The sequence below is a fragment of the Roseibium alexandrii DFL-11 genome (assembly GCF_000158095.2).
Classification (GTDB): domain Bacteria; phylum Pseudomonadota; class Alphaproteobacteria; order Rhizobiales; family Stappiaceae; genus Roseibium; species Roseibium alexandrii.
Genome location: NZ_CM011002.1, coordinates 796,712 through 815,731 on the forward strand (window position 1 = coordinate 796,712; position 19,020 = coordinate 815,731).

Annotated in this window: 14 protein-coding genes; 8 read left to right on the top strand and 6 right to left on the bottom strand. The window is 53.4% G+C overall.

The window, feature by feature from the left end; genetic code table 11:
• The first annotated feature begins 64 nt into the window (after positions 1-64).
• From SADFL11_RS03770 to SADFL11_RS03785, 4 genes are all read left to right on the top strand, one after another.
• Positions 65-1,669 carry a cytochrome ubiquinol oxidase subunit I gene (locus SADFL11_RS03770; RefSeq protein ID WP_008188832.1) on the top strand — a complete coding sequence of 535 codons (1,605 nt, stop codon included), beginning with the start codon at positions 65-67 and terminating at the stop codon, positions 1,667-1,669.
• 6 nt (positions 1,670-1,675) lie between these two features.
• The gene (cydB, locus tag SADFL11_RS03775) at positions 1,676-2,833 is read left to right on the top strand and encodes a cytochrome d ubiquinol oxidase subunit II (RefSeq protein ID WP_008191874.1); all 1,158 of its coding nucleotides are present in this window, start codon (positions 1,676-1,678) and stop codon (positions 2,831-2,833) included.
• 27 nt (positions 2,834-2,860) lie between these two features.
• Positions 2,861-2,980: a cytochrome bd-I oxidase subunit CydX gene (gene cydX / locus SADFL11_RS03780; RefSeq protein WP_008196892.1), complete on the top strand. Its 120-nt coding sequence runs from the start codon at positions 2,861-2,863 to the stop codon at positions 2,978-2,980.
• A 282-nt stretch (positions 2,981-3,262) separates the two neighbouring features.
• Positions 3,263-4,273, top strand: coding sequence for a BMP family ABC transporter substrate-binding protein (locus SADFL11_RS03785; RefSeq protein ID WP_040450683.1), 1,011 nt, complete (start codon positions 3,263-3,265; stop codon positions 4,271-4,273).
• A 66-nt stretch (positions 4,274-4,339) separates the two neighbouring features.
• On the opposite strand, the gene SADFL11_RS03790 is transcribed toward SADFL11_RS03785, so the two are convergent.
• Positions 4,340-4,882 carry a peroxiredoxin gene (locus SADFL11_RS03790; RefSeq protein ID WP_008194823.1) on the bottom strand — a complete coding sequence of 181 codons (543 nt, stop codon included), beginning with the start codon at positions 4,880-4,882 and terminating at the stop codon, positions 4,340-4,342.
• A 233-nt stretch (positions 4,883-5,115) separates the two neighbouring features.
• On the bottom strand, positions 5,116-5,949 hold the full coding sequence (locus tag SADFL11_RS03795; RefSeq protein WP_008190205.1) for a hypothetical protein: 834 nt from the start codon (positions 5,947-5,949) through the stop codon (positions 5,116-5,118).
• A 340-nt stretch (positions 5,950-6,289) separates the two neighbouring features.
• Here SADFL11_RS03795 and SADFL11_RS03800 point away from each other — a divergent pair, with 340 nt between their 5' ends.
• Genes SADFL11_RS03800 through SADFL11_RS03810 form a run of 3 tightly spaced genes read left to right on the top strand, consistent with a single transcriptional unit; the run spans position 6,290 to position 9,407 of the window.
• Positions 6,290-6,763 (top strand): TRAP transporter small permease subunit, encoded by a 474-nt coding sequence (locus SADFL11_RS03800; protein ID WP_209002721.1) that lies wholly within the window; start codon positions 6,290-6,292, stop codon positions 6,761-6,763.
• The gene (locus SADFL11_RS03805) at positions 6,760-8,319 is read left to right on the top strand and encodes a TRAP transporter large permease (protein WP_008195680.1); all 1,560 of its coding nucleotides are present in this window, start codon (positions 6,760-6,762) and stop codon (positions 8,317-8,319) included. Before SADFL11_RS03800 ends, SADFL11_RS03805 begins: the two co-directional genes overlap by 4 nt.
• 23 nt (positions 8,320-8,342) lie before the next feature.
• Complete coding sequence (locus SADFL11_RS03810; protein WP_008192784.1) at positions 8,343-9,407, top strand: TRAP transporter substrate-binding protein; 1,065 nt, start codon at positions 8,343-8,345, stop codon at positions 9,405-9,407.
• Between the two features lie 93 nt (positions 9,408-9,500).
• Here the strand turns inward: SADFL11_RS03810 and SADFL11_RS03815 are convergent, their stop codons facing one another.
• The 4 genes from SADFL11_RS03815 to SADFL11_RS03830 form a co-directional block, all read right to left on the bottom strand.
• Positions 9,501-9,749: a hypothetical protein gene (locus SADFL11_RS03815; RefSeq protein ID WP_008196607.1), complete on the bottom strand. Its 249-nt coding sequence runs from the start codon at positions 9,747-9,749 to the stop codon at positions 9,501-9,503.
• 42 nt (positions 9,750-9,791) lie between these two features.
• A complete protein-coding gene (locus tag SADFL11_RS03820; RefSeq protein WP_209002723.1) occupies positions 9,792-11,672 on the bottom strand; it encodes a Na/Pi cotransporter family protein in 1,881 nt (626 codons plus the stop codon).
• A gap of 13 nt (positions 11,673-11,685) precedes the next feature.
• A complete protein-coding gene (locus SADFL11_RS03825) occupies positions 11,686-13,257 on the bottom strand; it encodes an inorganic phosphate transporter (RefSeq protein ID WP_008195223.1) in 1,572 nt (523 codons plus the stop codon).
• A gap of 247 nt (positions 13,258-13,504) precedes the next feature.
• The gene (locus tag SADFL11_RS03830) at positions 13,505-14,398 is read right to left on the bottom strand and encodes a DMT family transporter (protein WP_008190924.1); all 894 of its coding nucleotides are present in this window, start codon (positions 14,396-14,398) and stop codon (positions 13,505-13,507) included.
• Positions 14,399-15,528: 1,130 nt separating this feature from the next.
• On the opposite strand from SADFL11_RS03830, the gene SADFL11_RS03835 reads away from it, so the two are divergent.
• The gene (locus SADFL11_RS03835; protein ID WP_134852894.1) at positions 15,529-18,963 is read left to right on the top strand and encodes a hypothetical protein; all 3,435 of its coding nucleotides are present in this window, start codon (positions 15,529-15,531) and stop codon (positions 18,961-18,963) included.
• The last annotated feature ends 57 nt before the right edge of the window (positions 18,964-19,020 follow it).

A 19,020-nucleotide genomic window follows, 5' to 3' on the forward strand; every position in this document is an offset into this window, starting at 1 on the left:
AAGATACACCTGGGTCACCATCTCATCAAAGGCTTAGGCCGGACGGGCTTAAAAGGGGAACCCGATGGAACTCAACGTCGTCGATCTGTCGCGGCTGCAGTTTGCCATGACTGCAATGTACCATTTCCTGTTCGTGCCGCTGACCATCGGGCTCTCGATCCTGCTTGCCACGATGGAAACGGTCTATGTCATGACCGGTCGCGAAATCTGGAAACGGATGGTGAAGTTCTGGGGAACCCTGTTCGGCATCAATTTCGTGCTCGGGGTCGCCACGGGGCTTACCATGGAGTTCCAGTTCGGCATGAACTGGGCCTATTTCAGCCAGTATGTCGGGGATGTGTTCGGCGCGCCTCTGGCCATCGAAGGCTTGATGGCATTCTTTCTCGAAGCGACCTTTGTCGGCCTGTTTTTCTTCGGCTGGGATAGACTGACGAAACGCCAGCACCTCGCTGCGACCTGGGCCGTTGCTTTCGGAACCAATTTTTCAGCGCTCTGGATCCTAATCGCGAACGGCTGGATGCAGCATCCTGTCGGTGCGGAGTTCAATCCCGACACAATGCGGATGGAAGTCACCAGCTTCTATGAAGTCCTGTTCAACCCGGTTGCCCAGGCAAAATTTGTTCACACTGTATCGGCCGGTTATGTAACCGCTGCGATGTTCATGATCGGGATCTCAGCGTGGTACATGCTGCAGGGTCGTCACCTGCAGATCGCGAAGCGGTCTATGGCAATCGCCTCTGCATTCGGCTTTGCGTCGGCACTCTCCGTCGTCGTTCTGGGCGATGAGAGCGGCTACGAAGCCAACTTGAACCAGAAGATGAAACTCGCAACCATCGAAGCGATGTGGCACACGGAACCGGCCCCGGCCGCGTTCAATGTTGTTGCCTTGCCCGACATGGAAACGCGGGAAAACATCTTCGCAATCGAAGTCCCTTACGTCATGGGTTTGATCGCCACGCGGTCTCTTGATACCGAGATCCCGGGAATTACCGAGCTTGTGGAGCGGTCAAATGATCGGATCCGGCAGGGCGCTATCGCGTGGAATTCCTTACAGAAAATCAGGGAGAATCCGGCAGAGGCAAGCGAGGAATTGCGGGAAACCTTCCGCCAGAACGCTGATTCTCTTGGATACGCCTATCTGCTGTTGCCCTATACCGACAATCCGATGGAAGCGACTACAGAGCAGGTTGATGCGGCTGCCTGGTCGACAGTGCCGAATGTCTGGCCGATGTTCTACGCTTTCCGGATTATGGTGGCGTGCGGTTTCTTCTTCATTCTGCTGACCGCGGTGTTCTTCTACTATTCGTCCGCGGGACGGCTCGAAACACTGATCGAAAAGCGCCGGTGGATCCTGCATGTCGCCGTCTGGTCTATTCCGCTGCCATGGATTGCGTGTGAGATGGGCTGGTTCGTCGCCGAATATGGCCGCCAGCCATGGATCATCGAGAGCATGTTGCCCACGACCGTCGGGGTTTCAAGCTTGTCCGTAGCAGAAGTCCTGTTGACGCTCGTCGGCTTTGTCGCGCTCTACAGCACGCTCCTAGTCATCGAGATCGCGTTGATGATCAAGTACATCAAGATCGGACCGGAGGACGGCGAGAAGATCGCACCAAACCCGCCACCGTCCGTTTCGGCGCCCTCACCAGCCTCAGCAGTTCCGGCGGAGTAAACGATCATGGTCCTACACGAACTCATCGATTACTCGACCTTGAAAGTGATCTGGTGGTTGCTGCTCGGCATTTTGCTGATCGGTTTCGCCGTAACCGACGGTTTCGATATGGGCGTAGGAACGCTCCTGCCGTTCATCGCCGAAACCGATATCGAGCGGCGTGTCGTGATCAACACGATCGGTGCCACCTGGGAAGGCAATCAGGTCTGGTTCATCTTGGGGGGCGGTGCGATCTTTGCAGCCTGGCCGCCACTGTATGCCATCAGCTTTTCCGGTTTTTACCTGGCCATGTTCGTGGTCTTGGCGGCTATGATCCTGCGGCCGGTGGCATTTAAGTATCGCTCTAAACGGCCTGACCCTAATTGGCGCAGCTCCTGGGACTGGGCACTCTTCACCGGGTCTTTTGTACCTGCGCTGGTGTTTGGTGTTGCGGTCGGGAATGTTCTTCTTGGGGTTCCATTCCGGCTCGATAATGAACTTCGCATGACCTACGACGGCTCGTTCTTTGGGCTATTCTCGCCATTTACGCTCCTCTGCGGTCTTTTGTCGGTCACAATGTTGGTGATGCACGGGGCGGTCTGGCTGGTGATGCGGACAACCGGGGAGATTGCTGCGCGGGCCAGAAAGGCGGGCACCTTTGCAGCTCTCGGCGGGATCCTTCTCTTCGGCGTTGGCGGTTATCTTGTCGTGAGCGGTTATGTGGAGGGGTTCCGGATCACGTCAGAGGTTGATCCGAACATGCAAGCCAACCCGCTCGCCAAACAGGCGGTTGTTGAGGGCGGTGCCTGGATGCGGAACTATGCGGACTATCCGGTGCTTTGGCTTGCCCCGATCATGGGGTTCCTGGGGATGCTCGGCACGCTTTTACTGCTGCAAACGCGTCTTGAAATGCCGATTTTTGCGTTCTCGAAGATGGCCGTATTTGGGATCATCGCCACCGTCGGTGTTTCGATGTTCCCGTTCATCTTGCCGTCCTCGGTGCAGCCGGAGGCGAGCTTGACCGTTTGGGATGCCTCTTCGACACATCGCACGCTCTTCAACATGCTCGTGGCGGTCGTTATCTTTCTTCCGATCATCCTGGTTTACACGGCCTGGGTCTACAAGGTGCTGTGGGGCAAGATTGATGAAGAAACCATCGAACGCGACAATCACACGGCCTACTGAGGCACGCAGAGACGGAGACGAAATCTCATGTGGTACTTTGCCTGGATCCTGGGAATGCCGCTCGCCTGCTGTTTGGCGATCTTGAATGCAATGTGGCTTGAGCTGCGCTCTGAAGACGAACGGCGCCGGGGTCTCAATCCGGACTAAGAGTAAAAAGCCGCGTATCTGCAAGCTGCGGCATCCCGAAAACAAAACACAGAGACGAAACGGTTATTGTCCTGCGGCCGATTTATGTTTTCAGGGCTCGATCGAGTGTGCCTCGTTGGTTGCCCGAATGGTCTATGTGTTGACCTTAGGTAATAATTCAAATTTCATTTGTATTTTTCAGTTGCCCGGAAAGTCCGGTATTGGCAGGCTTCGGGTTAGTGGCTTTGATTGCCTTTTCATTCGAGAGAAACACAAGCAATCATCGCTGGAAGAAAGGCGAGAATGCAGAAGTTTACGTTGTTGAGACTGATTGCCGTTTCCATTTTTCTCGTTTTTTACGGGGGTGTGCCCGCGCGGCCTGAGACTGTTGGTGCTGTTATTTTTACGAATGCTAAGATGGACGGTTCCTTCAACCAACTTGCAGCGATTGGGTCTGAGCGGGCCGCGGCTGAGTTTGGACTTGAAATCAGGGAATGGATCAGCACGGATCCGGACGAGACAATGAACGTCATCCGGCAGTTCGCGAAGTCCGGTGTGAATCATATCCTGACGCTGGGATTTGAGAGCTCGGAACTGGTTCGCACCACGGCATTGGAGTTTCCGGATGTCAAATTCACAAGCATTGATGGGGTTATAAGTGACCTTCCCAATGTCCGGTCTATTCTCTTTGCGGATGATGAGAGCGGATTTCTTGCAGGCTATGTTGCTGGCCTGAAAACAAGAACCGGGACAGTGGGGACCATTGGGGGCATGGATATCCCACCGGTGCGTCGGTTCATGTGCGGATTTGAAGCCGGGGCGAGATATGCCAATGCTGATGTCAGTGTTTTGTCGTCTTTTGTGGGTCAGGACATGTATGCTTTCCGGAATATTCAAGGTGGAAAGGCGATCGCAGACAAGATGTTTGCAGATGGGGCTGACGTTATTTTTGCACCGGCAGGAATGGCCGCGGAAGGCGTCGCACGGGCAGCCAGAGAGCAAGATGCCCATGTGATAATGGTGGATGCCAACAAGAACGGGTTTTTACCAGGAACCGTTCTGACCAGTGCCTTGAAACGGGTTGATGAAGCGGCCTATGCGACTTGGAAAGCTGCAATCGATGACACATGGACGCCGGGCTTGGTTGTAATGACAACGCGTGACAAAGGCGTCGGCTGGGCGGTTGACGAGCACAACAGGGATCTGGTTTCCGATGTTGAAGACCAGGTGAATGCTATCGTCGATGGATTGGCCGCTGGCAGCGTTGCGATTGTGCCTGGGGACAGCGTTGCCGGCTGTGCTGATGTTCTTTGACGTTTTGCTTTAAATAAAAAGCCCCGGAGCGGTTTGCACCGGGGCTTGATAATTAAAGGCGAAAGCTCAAGCAGCTTTCGCTTTCGATGCCTTGAGGTTCTCCAGGATGTTCTGCGGAGATGAAACACCGTATGGGTCGGTTTCGCAGTTGTCAGAGAAACCGTCTTCTTCGAACCACTGCTCGACGATGCCGTCGGTGACGACTGCGCCGTAGCGCCAGGAACGCATGCCAAATCCAAGATTGTCCTTGGCGACCAGCATGCCCATCTTGCGGGTGAATTCACCAGAGCCGTCCGGAATGACTTTGACCTTGTCGACGCCTTGTGCCTTTGCCCAGGCATTCATGACGAATGCATCGTTGACGGAGATACAGTAAATCTCGTCGACACCTTCCGCCTTGAAGTCGTCGAACAGTTTTTCAAAGTCTGGCAGCTGATAGGTGGAGCAGGTCGGGGTGAATGCACCCGGAAGGGAGAACAGCACGACCTTCTTGCCTTTGAAAAAATCATCGCTTGTCTTGTCGTCCCAGCGAAACGGGTTCGGGCCTTCGATGGATTCGTCGCGGACACGGGTGCGGAAGGTGACAAAAGGAACTTTTTTGCCGAGCATTTATAGACTCCAGTAAATGGATTTTGGATTTGCTTTCAGATCGGTAGGAGGTGCAGTGCCCAGGAGAAGGTGGGCCGGCCCGTTGTCCAGTCTGAAAGCGAAAGGACGGCCCCGACCTAGCGCACTTGCTGCGCTGCGGCAAGGCGCGACGGCTTAATGAGATGCGGCAAATTCACAGATTGCTGAGGCTGAAACCACGCGCGCAATGTGGTCTCAACCGCTGGTCTGATTTGCTAGTGCGTGCCAGTCAGGGACACCTTGAATTTGGCACCATCGCTCAGGCCCGAAATCTGGAAAAAATGGGCCGGGCCTGTTTCCGGCCGCACCATCCAGACCTCCATCGGTTTTGCATTGGCGATATCAAGTTGGATATGCCGGACAGTCCGGTTTTCCCCTCCGGCGGAAGTTTGCGTATCACCAAGATCTTTGACCTTCGCCTTAAAGACGGACATCTCCTCCGTGTCGATGATCGTCAGAGAACTTGGCAGCACATAACCGTTCGACTGCCAATAGAGCGGCAGGCCGATCAGTGATGTATCGAAATGGTCTGTTGTCAGGCGTTTATGCTGCGGAGCGTCCCGCTTGTCTGACAGGAGAATGCCGGCGACAGTCATCGCATCTCCCGCGTACGGCACAACCGTCGCAATAACCTCTTTTGCCAAGCCTGCAAGCTCCTCGGTTTCAAGCTGTTCCGGTGTCTTCATCTCGGCTGTAAATGCCAAATAGCTGCTGCCGGATCGCTGGATCTTTGTCCAATAGGTTTTCTTGTTCTCAACCAGCTTGTTTGAGGCTGCATCAAGATAGCCGTCAGCGGAGATTTTCTCTTCCAAAACGCTGTTGATGCGCACTTTGCTGAAGAACGATTTTGTTTCGATCTGAGTGGACAGTTTCAGCCCATGGCCACCGTCTGGATGCCGGACGTACTCATGAATGATTTGGCCGACCGGCTTTCCATTGAGTTCAATTTTATAGGTGAGGGGTGACGCCGCATGTGCGCCCGACAGGCTGCCAAGGACCAAACCGGCGAGAACACTTGAGGCGAAGATAATGGATCTTAAGAAGCGCATGTTGAAGGAGGCCTGTGTTTTTGATCAAACGGTGCGGTTAAGACAGGTGGAAAGGGCGTTTGCCCGCATAGTCCGATAAGTTTCCATAACTGCTGCAGCAACCATGAAACTGGGAAGGAAATGTGCTACGCGCCTATTTAAATGAACGAACGTTCGTTTGCAATACTCGAGATTTCGCTTTTCGTACGCATTTGAAATGCGGGAGTTGGTTCGCTGTGTTTCACGCATAACCAAAATGACAAAAACGCTTGTACCGCCGACGAGCGGGACGGCTATTGCGGGATCACAAGCCGACCCGTTACAACATGGATGGAATCACGTGTTGCAGTACGGAATTTTCATGCAAAAACTATTACAAGCGGTGCGCTGGCTTTGCATGGGGCTTGCCATCATCGTTTTTGCCGGTCAGCTGGCCATGGTGCTGATGCGGTATTTGCTCGGCGTCGGCTTTGTCGAACTTCAGGATGCTGTCAGTTATTCGTTTGCTGCGCTGGTTGCACTGTCCGTCGCTGTAACCTTTGACCGGGACCGTCACGTGCGGGTGGACGTTTTCCGCCAGACTTGGTCGGAAAGCGTGAACCAGCGGATTGACCGGGCGGGAGACCTGCTGTTCGCACTTCCGGTCTTCGGGCTGATGCTGTGGGCGGCGTATCCGCTCGTCAAAAGCTCCTGGCTCATTCTGGAAGGCTCCCAGGAAACCGGCGGTCTCCCGGGTCTCTTTGTCGTTAAGACCTGTCTCGTCATCCTCCCCGCATTGATCCTTTTGATTGTGCTTAAAAGACTTGTTGGTGCTGTCCGCCGGAGCGTTTCATGAATCCCGATCTTCTCTGGCTTGTTGTTCTGGCTCTGGCCGTCTTTGCCGGGATCCTTTCTGGTGTGCCGGTCCTTTTGGCAATCGCAGGTGCGCCGACGCTCGTTGCTTTGATCGCCGCATCTGCCGGGCAATTTGATCTCGGTTACTTCCAGGCCGTGCCGCAGCGTGTCTTCGGTGTGATGACCAATCCGCTCCTGCTTGCGGTTCCATTATTCGTGTTGATGGGGCTGTTGCTGGAGAAATCCCAGCAAGCGGAAAAAATGCTGAAAAGCCTGACGGCCGCGCTTGGCGGAAACCAGTCCGCGCTCGCCCTGGCGGTTGTTCTGGTCAGCGCGCTGATCGCGGCCTCGACGGGCATAATCGGTGCGACGATTGTCATGCTTGGAACAATCACGCTGCCTGTACTTTTGAAGGCAGGGATCAACAAGCATATGAGCAGCGGCCTGATTTGCGCCAGCGGTACGCTCGGCCAGATCATTCCGCCGTCAATCGTTCTGATTTTGCTTGGTGACCAGATCTCCAACGCCTATTTCGAGGCGCAACAGGAAGCCGGCAATTTTGCGCCTGACCCGGTCACTGTTGGTGATCTCTTTGCAGGTGCCCTGTTGCCGGGTCTGCTGCTGGTGGTGCTTTATTCCGGGTACGTGGTCTTTAATCTGCGCGGTAGGGCGTCGGAGACGGAAGAGAGCGCAGACACGCCGCAGTCTTCGCTTTCGGAGCTTTTGAAAAACATCGCGCCAACACTCGGGCTTATCATTGCTGTGCTCGGCAGCATTTTGATCGGAGTTGCGACACCGACAGAGGCGGCCGGCGTTGGCGTGGCCGGTGCACTGGTGATTGCAACAGCCGGGCAGGGAGCACGCGCGTTTTGGACGGCATGTGCTTGTGCAGTTCTCGCAGTTTCACTTCTGATCCTTCGGCAAAGCGGACTGTTCGGTCTTGAGTTCGCCGGCGGCAAGATCGCCTGGACGCTGCCAACACTTGCCGCAGTCGGAGCAGTTGTTGTGCTTGGAGCACTGCTTGCCGCGGTCGTGATGGCTTTGCCCCGCCGCAATGTCTTGGGCTCCGCCCTCAGCGAGACAGTCATTATCACCGGTATGATCTTCGGCATTGTGATTGCCGCAAGTATCCTCTCCCTGGTATTCCGCGGCTTTAACGGTGACGAACATGTCTCCGAGTTGCTGCAATCTCTGCCGGGGGGCGCCTATGGCATGCTGCTCCTCACGATGCTCGTGATTTTCCTGCTCGGTTTCATACTGGAATTCGTCGAGATCATTTTCATCGTTGTACCGATTGTTGGGCCAATCATCCTGCAGACGGACATCAGTCCGGTCTGGTTCGCCGTTCTGATCGCGCTTAACTTGCAAACATCTTTCTTGACGCCGCCCTTCGGCTTTGCCTTGTTCTATTTCAGATCGGTTGCGCCCGATACGATCCGGACCCGGGACATCTATGTTTCGGTCCTTCCGTTCGTCGGCTTGCAGTTGTTTGCTCTGGCCCTGGTGGCCACTGTTCCGGCTCTGGCAACCTGGCTGCCGGACGTTTTGTTTAAATAGAAATCATCTGAGGGAGACTTTCCATGAAAAGACGTGATTTCCTGAAGGCTGGGGCCGTTGCAGCACCCGCCACAATGCTTGCAGCACCAGCGATCGCGCAGGGCAAGATCGAATGGAAAATGCCAACGTCCTTTCCGGCCAAGGCACCGGGTGTCGGCACCAATGCAACGACGTTTGCCGCGCGCGTCAATGCTATGTCGGATGGTCAGCTGACGCTAAAAGTCTTTTCCGGCGGCGAACTGGTGCCGCCCTTTGGCGTCGAAGACGCCGTTGAGCAGGGCACGGCCGAGATCGGCCATTCCACGCCGTATTATGCGGCTTCCAAGAACTCGGCCCTTCACTTCTTTTCTGCAGTGCCGTTTGGCATGACGGCGGTCGAAACAACAGCCTGGCTGCAGTATGGCGGTGGCCAGCAGCTTTGGGACGAGATCTACGCCGAGCGTGGCCTCAAGCCTTTCTACTCCGGCAGTTCTGGTGTCCAGGCAGCTGGCTGGTTCAAAAAACCGGTCAACAGCCTCGAGGACCTTGCTGGTCTGAACATGCGGATTGCGGGTCTTGGCGGCGAAGCCATGCGCAAGATTGGCGTCAATGCGGTTCTCCTGCCGCCTCCGGAAATCTTCCCGTCCTTCCAGTCCGGCGCGATTGATGCGGCAGAGTGGGTTGGCCCGCTGCTCGATCAGGCGTTCGGCCTGCAAAAGGTCGCCAAATACTGCTATGTCCCGGCCTTCCACGAGCCGTCCGCAGCCCTTGAGATTGTTGTCAACAAGGATGCTTTTGACAGTCTCCCGGCACATCTTCAGGCGGTGATTGAGAATGCCGCCGCTGCGGCGTCCGTCGAGACGACTGCGCAGTTTGACTACTACAATGCGTTGTCCCTGAAGAGCCTTCAGGAAGACGGCGTCACGTTCGGTGCATTCCCTGATGATGTGATCGCGGCGCTCAAGACTGCTGTTGCGGAAGTCATGGCGGAAAACGCTGAAGCGAACCCGCGCTTTGCGGAAGTTCAAAAGAGCTACAACACGTTCCTCGATCTCGCCAAGGACTATGCGACCCTGGTCAAGGAAGCGACTTTTACACAGCGTGTCTGAACAATTTGAGGCCGGGCGCAATCCCGGCCTTTTCTTTTGGTATACGAACCACCGGCATCAAGTTCCTGCGCTCTTGGCTTGTTAAGAAAACAGTCATTGGACTTTTTTGAGCAGCCAACGGGCTCGTTCCAATTGTTCTGAAACTGTAGACAGTTTGCTCGTCAGACGCTTCTTCTTGTTTTCCTTGGAGCTTTCGGCAAGGTCGGTCTTCAGGGTCTTCTTTTTGTTTTCCAGCTTGGCAATCACCTTCTCAACATGGGCAGCTTGGATTTTCTCAGCTTTACCCTGTTCCAGCCGGTCGTAGTAATCGTTGAGCTTTTCGATGCTTTTGCCTAATCCCATTGGTCTGAATCCATTTTGCTGATCGCCCTGCAGATCTTGAAATCACCGGGATCGCGTGTCTTGAATGGTTGTGTGGCCTTCGGCAACAGGATTGGTATTTTGTCGTAGGGCGGAAGTGTCGTCCCCGGCCGAGGAACGGTCAAGTATTTCGTCCTCATCAAGAGAGAGGATACGTTCGACTTCCGCCATCGCTGTTTCGGTTTCCATGTGAAGTGTCCGAGCCGCTCCCAATAAATCCCGCATTGCGTTGTAAGCGTAATTTGAGTCATTCAAGAATGACGTGGCTGCCGCTGCGCTGATTTTTCTTGTCCGGAGTAGTTCTTCCACAGTCGCGTATGTATCCCGCTCGTCGGTTTGTACAAGGATACGGTCCATATCCAACCACAAGCTGCTCCGCTCTTCCGGTTGAGCCATGTCCAATTGACGGATCTCGACCAGAATGCGGGCAATCTGAACCCTGAGATCATTATAAAGGTTTGTTATGACACCTTGATGATGCCCGGTGTAGTTTGTTGCGTTCCGCCGGAGGTGCTTTATCGCCTTGACTGTCCGGACTATTCTACCGGCTGCATCGCGCAGTTGATAAACCTCTTCCATAACGTCTGCCGGCAAGTCCTGAGCGCCCACGCGCGTCGCAAACTCAACAATTTCCGAATACAGCACCTTGATACGTTGTTCGTATCGCTCATCGATATCGAACTCCATGGGGGTTTTGCTCTGGTCCACCAGTGCTGCGATGTCCGATGTTTGAAACAATTCATGCCGGTGAAGATTGAGACCATGCGCGATCAGTTCGACCGCGTTGTCGTAGAGGTGAGCCACTTCTTGTTGCATGGCAATTCTTATTGTCGCCGGAAATTCATCCACTGCCTTGGACAGGTATCTGGGGCGGCTGGTGTCTTCCCTGGGCGCTACGAAGACGTGTTCCAATAATCGGATGAGCGGACGTATCAGGGGCAGCATGACAACAACGCCCAACACGTTGAAAATCGTATGGAAGACGGCAAGTTTCAGGGCGTAGTCGGTATCAGCTATCCCGACATGCGCGCTTACGTAATCGACGCTGTCCCGAATAGTGCCGATAAAGGTCAATGCTATTCCGGCAGTCACCAGATTGAAGATAACATGCGCAAGGGCCAGCCGTTTGCCCTGATAGTTTGAGGTCAACGAGCCAATGATTGCCGTAATCGTGGTGCCAACGTTGGCTCCGATCGCCAGAGCCAGCGCGTTCTCGTAGGTAATCTGCCCGGCGGCAAGGGCGGTAATAATCAGCACCATGGTGGCATGGCTTGATTGCATGACAACCGTGGCCGCAGCTCCGATCGCCGTATAGGTTATCAAGCCCAGGACACCGGTCAGTGCAAAACGGGTGAGGTCGAATTGTTCCTTGAAGGATTCAAATCCAACCTTCATGTGATGGATCCCCAGAAACAGAAATCCAAGACCGGCAAGAACAAATCCCGCGCCACGAATATACTTGTTGCTTTGGAAGACCAGGATAATGGCGATGGCCAGCATTGGCAGAGCGAAGGCTGATATTTTGACCTTGAGGCCGAAACCTGCAACCAGCCACGCTCCGGTCGTTGTCCCAATGTTTGCGCCAAAGATGATTCCGATGCCTGCGATCAGTGTAATCAATCCGGCGCTCAGGAAGGAGATGGTGATCACGGAAACCAGAGAGCTGGATTGCATGATTGTCGTTGTGACTATTCCAAAACCAAGCGCTTTGGGAACAGAGCCTGTGGCTCGTGCAAGGGCCTTCTCAAGGAACCCGCCGCTGAACAGCCGGAACCCGTCTTCCAGCATCAGCATTCCGAACATGAAAATCGCGACACCTGCCGCAATTTCCTGAAAGTCCGAACTCGCGTAAAACGCCAGGCTAAGAGCCAGCAATATCGCCGGAAGGGTCAGTTTCTTCATCATGGCGGAATGTGTCCTAGGGGAGCATCATCCCACGCAGCACAAAATAGAACAATGCTGCGAGAAACGCCGAGACTGGAACCGTGATGATCCAGGCGGAAACGATCTTCAGCAGGGCGCTCCGCTTCACCAGCTGGCGTTTCAGGGCCTTTTGCAAGACCTTGCGCTCTGCGGCATCGATAACAGCCTCAGACCCCATCTTCCGCAGTTGTGCAAGGATCCGTTTTTTGTCGTCGCTCGGCGCATTCTGAAATTGCATCAGGACTTGCTCGACCTGATCGAAATTCGGGTCATCTTTGTGATGTTGCATGACATCCTCAATGACCCGCCCGAGCCGCTGTTCCAGGAACTCCCTTAAAAACCCGACCCCAAACACGGCTCCCAGCGCAACGTGAGTGGAGCTGATCGGCATTCCCAGTTGACTGGCGATAATCACCGTGATTGCTGCGGCCAAAGCCACACAGAAGGCGCGGGACCTGTCCAGCTCCGTGATCTCGGTGCCAACGGTTCGGATCAGTTTGGGACCAAAGAGGGCAAGGCCTATGGAAATACCCAGGGCGCCGATGACCATAACCCAAAGCGGAATGGCGACTTTGGCACCGCCATCACCCGCGGTCAGAACATCCACAATTCCGGCGAGCGGTCCAACCGCGTTCGCAACGTCATTGGCTCCATGGGCGAAACTCAAAAGAGCAGCAGACAGGATCAAGGGTATTGTGAACAACCGGCTCACACCCTCCCGGGTGTTTTCCAGTGCCGGGACAGCTCTGGCAATCATCGGTTTCACCAGGATGTATGCAAGGAGAGCGACGACAAGCCCCGCCATGATTGCGGTCGGGAAGTCGATTTTGACGATTTTCTTGATGCCCTTCAGGGCGATATAGCTGGTAAAGGCCCAAGCCATGATGGCGATCATGGCCGGAACGACTTTTTGAGCTGCTGATAGTGGGTCGTCCTTGAAGAAGACCAGGCGTTTCAGGGAATAAAGGAACAGCGCGGCAATCAACCCGCCTGTCACTGGTGAGGCCACCCAACTGAAGGCGATCTTTGCCATTGAGTCCCAGTTGACAATGTCCCAACCGGCAGCCGCGATCCCGGCTCCGGCAACACCGCCAACAATGGAATGCGTGGTGGAGACCGGTGCCCCCAACCAGGTCGCTGCGTTGAGCCAAAGGGCGGCCCCCATCAGCGCGCCCATCATGACCCAGACAAAAACATCCGGGTCCGCGACGTTTGCAGGGTCAATAATGCCTTTCTTGATGGTCGCCACGACGTCGCCGCCAGCGATAATTGCGCCGGCCGCCTCGAAAATGGCAGCAATGATTATCGCACCGGTCAGACTAATCGCGAAGGATCCGACCGCTGGCCCGACATTGTTGGCAACGTCGTTCGCTCCGATGTTGATGGCCATGTAGGCCCCAATGACGGCCGCGGCGACCAGAAGATAGAGCTGATCAACGCCGGAAAACTTGGTTCCCGTGAAGATCATGACCGCAACAATGAACAGCACCGCCGTTCCCAGCCGTCCGACTTCGGACCGGCTCAGGCTGGCAGCGCGTTCGATTTTCATAAAGTCCTTTGGTTTCATCTCGCTTCCGCCTGAATGAGTGCCATTCGGTGCTTTAGGAAAACGCTGACAAGGAACACCAAGGTGACTTGGTCAGCCGACGTCCGCCCACATCTTGCTTTCTGGCTTTGGAATTTTACTGAGCCAGCTAAAAAGTCGCATACAAGATAGCCGTACTTCAGGGTTGCCGGGTTGACCCAGGTCAATGCCAACCACGACGCGGCGAGCAGTGGTTTGGGATCTTATTGCGCGTTCGGGGTATGAAGTCTTAGGCTTCGCAATCAGGATTTCGTTTTGTTTCGCGCAGCACGATGAAAATCCCGCTGGCGATGATGATCGCCGCGCCGACATAGGTCCAAGTATCCGGGATCTCGCGCCAAAAGATCCAGCCAAGCAAGGTTGCCCATAGTAACGACGTGTATTCAAACGGTGCGATCGTGGACGCGGGGGCAACGCGAAAGGCCTGGGTGAGCATGGTCACACCTGCCGTCCCGAAAGCGGCAATTCCGAGAAACAGAAGCGCATCTTCTGCCTGTGGTGGCACCCACAAGAACGGCATCGTTATCGCAGTGATCAGACCGCCGGACCCTACCAGGTAGAGCATCAAGGTCCAGACGCTTTCGCGCTCATCGACCAGCCGTGCGCTCAGCATCAAGACGGCATAGAGGAAAGCCGTTGCAAGCGGCAGAAGAAGGGCCGGCTGAAAAGCGCTTGCACCTGGCCGGACGACCACCAAGACACCGATAAACCCGACCATCACGGCGGACCAACGGCGCCAGCCGACTTGCTCGTTCAAAAACAGGGCCGAGATCGCCGTGATGAAAATGGGCGCGATGAAAACGAGGGTCGTCGCTTCGGCCAGACCCAGATATCGGAAGCTGGTGAAAAACGTCATGGCTGCCAGCACCCAGACACCGCCGCGGACCAGATGAGCGATCGGTTTATGTGACTTTAGAGCGGAAGGACCCGCCAGCTTCCAAATCATGGCCACAACAATCGGCAGTGCGATCAGGTTCCTCAGGAAGAGGATCTGCAGGACCGGGTAATTGGCAGACAAGGCCTTGGCAATCGCGTCGCTGATGCAAAGACAAATGACCCCGGCGCATATCAGGATGATACCGGCCCTAGCATTGGACCGCGGTTTATAGGCTGCCGAACTCATGAAATACTCCTAAAAAAGAGCGCCAATAAATCACTGAAGCTTGTCAACGGCAAGCCGTATGTAGCAGACAACGCGTTATGTTTAGATGATCAAAATCGCACTATCATATTGGAAAAATTGAAATTTTTGATCGATTGATCGGGTGTCACCCGCAACGGCTATTCATCCTGCCGCCCAAGGATGGGCGCAGCGGCCGAAGGCTGTCCGGGCCAGGCTCCTGTTTGGGCAAGAGATCGGCAGAATTCGCTATTTTGCGTTCCAGGCGGCCAAGTGATATGGAGGCGCCATGACAACCCGTGATCGCCTTTACACCGCCCATCAGCCGCGTTTCGCCGTGGCACCGATGATGGATTGGATGATTCAAAAATAAGGCTCTGAAAAAACTGGTAAATTTTATTCTGGCGTACCGTTTTGGCGTACCGATTCAGTCGTCAACTTAGTCGTAGCAGGTGTTAGAGCCGATTTTCCTGAATAAGTTTATGTCTATACGCATTACCTTCACGCGGACCTGAGGCGGGTGAGCAGAGCTGTGAGACTACTCTGGTTTGTCCTTTCCGCCTCGCCGGATTTGGAGCGTTCAGTTCGAAACATGCTGCACACGCGGAGTGCTCAGTTGGGTACGTCAGCGCTTACAAGCCTTAGACAACAAGTAACCAGTCCTTCAAATAGCTAAGTAAATTGACTGGGCCGTGTACTCATAAATGGTATTGTTCGGTTCTGGCGGTAGCCCAGACTTAAGATGTAGATATGACATTATCGGCACACCGACATATCCGTAATCGGTTAGTTTTGCAGTAAAGGTCTACTCTGAGCCCCAAAATTTCCATTTCTGGTTGTTGCAGCATCTGTCGCGAAGGGCGGGAAACGAAAGTCCGCTACACAATATAGAAATGGCGGATATGTGTTCTTATGCGGCCACTGAGATAATCATGAACGATTTCTGGTAGCAGGCATCGACAAATGCTCTATTGCCTCGAATTTCTGTAACCAGGTTTTTCACCGGTCCTTTTGATACAAATCGCTTTCAAGCAAAATTCCGCAATTCACGAACTCCTTTACTAGCGCAAAGCGCGCAACCGCCATAGATTGCACCTTTGTTGTTTGCAGCGTCTATCTGTGGGGAGAAAACTTTGAAGCCTATCGGGATCCGCAGAACGTTCGCCAACATTTGGACTCGAGTGCGCAGTCAATCATCTACGGTTTGGCAACAAGCACGTTTGCTAGCACAGGTAATTCGAGGTCAATTTCAGCCCGGACTTGTAAGTATTGTACGGAAAATTGTTGGGCGGCATTTACAGGGCAACTCAGAATTTTGTTTCAATCATTATCCTACCCCAAAACGTTTCACAATATGGGCTATTAGCCACCCTGCTTTGTTAACGGCATGTGTCGCCACAGTGTACGCCTTACCATTCATTTTGGAATGGATGGGTTGGGTCCCGGATTTCCTCACAGGATCCAACGAGCACCTCAACGTGCAGGACTTTTGGACCATCAATATTGGAATACTTTCGGTACAAGGAACACTAGTGGGCTTGGTGTTTCCGCTCGTGATTGCCTTCGTTGGATTGCTCAATCAGGGGCGCGCTTCATTTGCCTCGCGCCTTACGGTGTATATTGAATCATCGACGGCAATTTTTGTAGGAGTGAGTTCCCTTTTACTATGCGTCGCCATCGTGTTGCAGCTCTCCTTCGTGTCGAAGTTGGGGCGTTCAGAAGCTTTCGTCACGCTCCTCAATATCAGCTGGTTCTCAATCAACGCATCCGCACTCGCGTACTTTGTACTGCATACTATCGCATTTCTGCATCCGACCAGGCGTGCTTCAATTATGCGTTCCTATGTATCCAACATAGTCTGGCCACGCGAACTCTCGGACATTGTGACTTTGAACCGTTGGGTCAATGCTGAACGGTATGGCTACCTTCCAAAAGGTGACGATAGTGATCCATTTTCCAGGAATGATAGGGTGCGAACGTGGTATACTCCATTGTGGGATGGCGGCGAAATACTTGTCAGTCGTGACTTTCACAGAAAAATGCGCTTGACGGATGTGCGTTTTGGCGTAATTCAACCCATTGTGCAGACGTGGCTGGAAGAAGCACGGGCGTTAGACAATGGGCAGACGCATGACTTTGTCATTCCAATAATTCCGGGTTGCGATTACTTCGGCGAACACGCTCTCATCCGCACCACGCTTCCTTTGACGCGAGTAGCACGTTGGGGTGTGCGAACGGCATTCAAGTTTGAAAAAGCGCCCGATGTAGATGGTGTTATTCGCGAAACCACTTCAATACTGCGCGAGATGCTTGCCGACCTCATCGTTCTGATCGACACGCGTCAAGTCCACGAATTTTCTGATCAACTTTCCGAAGTGATAGAATTCCATGCATTTCTTTATCGGCTTGCCCAGCTTCAGGATGAAGATATCAACTATGCACAGTTTGAGTCCAGTCTGACTCTATCCCACTTGTCACTTGGCGATGAGTGGATGAGAGCTTACCGAGATCTTATTCGTCGGGCGATTGAACGCCTCGCTCACGAACCTGAGTACACAAGCCAAATCACATTTCTCGCAGCGAATATCTATGGACGCGTATCAGGCGTCGTAACTCCCAAAGCCGTTCAGCCAGTCTTGTCACTGGCTCGACTTGTCGCTTACCGATTGATGGACTGGGCAATTGCGGAATACACGGTTGAAAGCAACTCCAAAGCTAGCACAAAAGGCGCCTTTACACTTTCTCGCCTTGAGCAGCCTTATGCTGGAGCGTGGCGCGACCTTGTCGCGGGTTGGGAACGTTTGCTTCAGAATATCATCTCAACGCCCGTGCGCAGTGAACGTAGATTGCGTTCTTGGAATAATCTCAAGCGCAATTCGGAAAACATCGCGGAACACTTGAATACGACAACTCTAACAATGGCTCGTGCTGTTTGGTTGGGCGACACATTAGCTACGAGTTGGATGTGCGACTTGATTCTAAAATGGCGAAGCCAACTCGACAGCGCATTGGACGCACGAGGTTACGCTTGGAAAGTAAAATCAGAAGCACTTACGCTCGGCGACTTGGAGCACGACTGGAACTCAATACAGGAATTGTCTCTTTCTGAGTTCGAAGATGAACTCACCCCGTCCGAAGTATTTGGCTCAATCATGAGCAACGCATGGTACGATCATGTTGTGGTTGCTGCTGGTGTTTGCACTCACTGGGCAATGAATAAAGATGCAGCTGCAACCGCTAAGCAGGCGGCACAAATGCTGTTGCACGGAAAATATCACGATAGGGGTGATGCTGGTCACGGTGTGACAGCGCTTTCTGGCATTGATATCTTAACGTCAGCTTTGCGTATCTCTGGCTCTGGAGAGAGGTTTGCCGATACTAGTTATGCGGGGCAAATCGACCATCTGTTGGAGGCGTTAGGCGGTTTTGAAGACCCTCCCATGGTTTCAATGCGGAGCTACAGCAGCAGCGGAGGTCTATCATTTGAAACCCTTACGGGCGCCCTAGCTATCATGATAATGGCAACTATGTCCGGAGAGGCCGCTATTAACAGTGAACTGCGTCGTCTCCTCACTCGGGCTAACGATGAGGCGTTGCGGCGACAAGAGCGATTTCTGAAAAGCCTAATAGCGGTGTTTGAACGGCTTGACCCTGAGCGCCACGAGCCACTGTTAGCAACTCTATCACAATCGATAGAAGAACATCTCTTCGAGCATAGACGCGCATTGGCGAAGGGCTTTGTTGAACTAGCACTTTCTGAAACTGAGAGACATCGTGAAGTAGCTATTCTTGAAGCTGAGATTGATCCTAACCGATTGGACAAAATCGCTACTGCCGCGAGCTCAGAAGCTTTTATCCATTCCGCATTTCCGCTTCATCTCTGCGAAAATATCACGGCGACTACTGATGAATTGAATAGCTTTAGGTTCCGCCTAACTGGCGTCAGCAAGGGAGATTATACGACGCCACCGATGTCGCAGCCAGTCACGAATGAGACTGAATGGTGGCAAAATATCATGTCAAAAAAAGTCGCCGAGGTTGTGTGGCACGATGTAATTAAAACGACGAACTTCCACAACTTGGAAGGGCTAACACCAGAAGAGTTCTGGCAAGCGTTACTAGCGGGCAGTGCTAAAATGAAAGACGCTGGCCTGACCCCAATCTTGATAATTAATGAATTTGACGCTCCTGCCTGGTTGGATGATTGGCGTTGGCCTCATCGAAAAAACGGCATACCCAAACCTTCAAACTTAGTCGTTTCACGAGATGAAAAAGGTCTAGATGCCTACCTGTTCACAATGAACGACATACCTGTCTACTCAGCGCAAACTGATAAAGGTTTTACTTATCTCATCCCAAAAGAGTTAATAGTGAGATTGCGCTATCATGACTACGGGAACGGTTTGTCGGTCTCGATAGAATTTGAGCCAGACGCTGATGATCACTGGAAGGGGGCGATGAGTGCAACCTTTCAGCGAGCGGTCGAAATAAGCAAAAGCACATCATATCGTATCAGGTGGGCTAGCCCCATTCCTAGCAGCAACAATGGTGGTGAACGGCGCAGTTAACGGAATGCGCATTGCTGAAGCGGGCCGCCAACTTTATTACCTTCATGAACCTCGCAG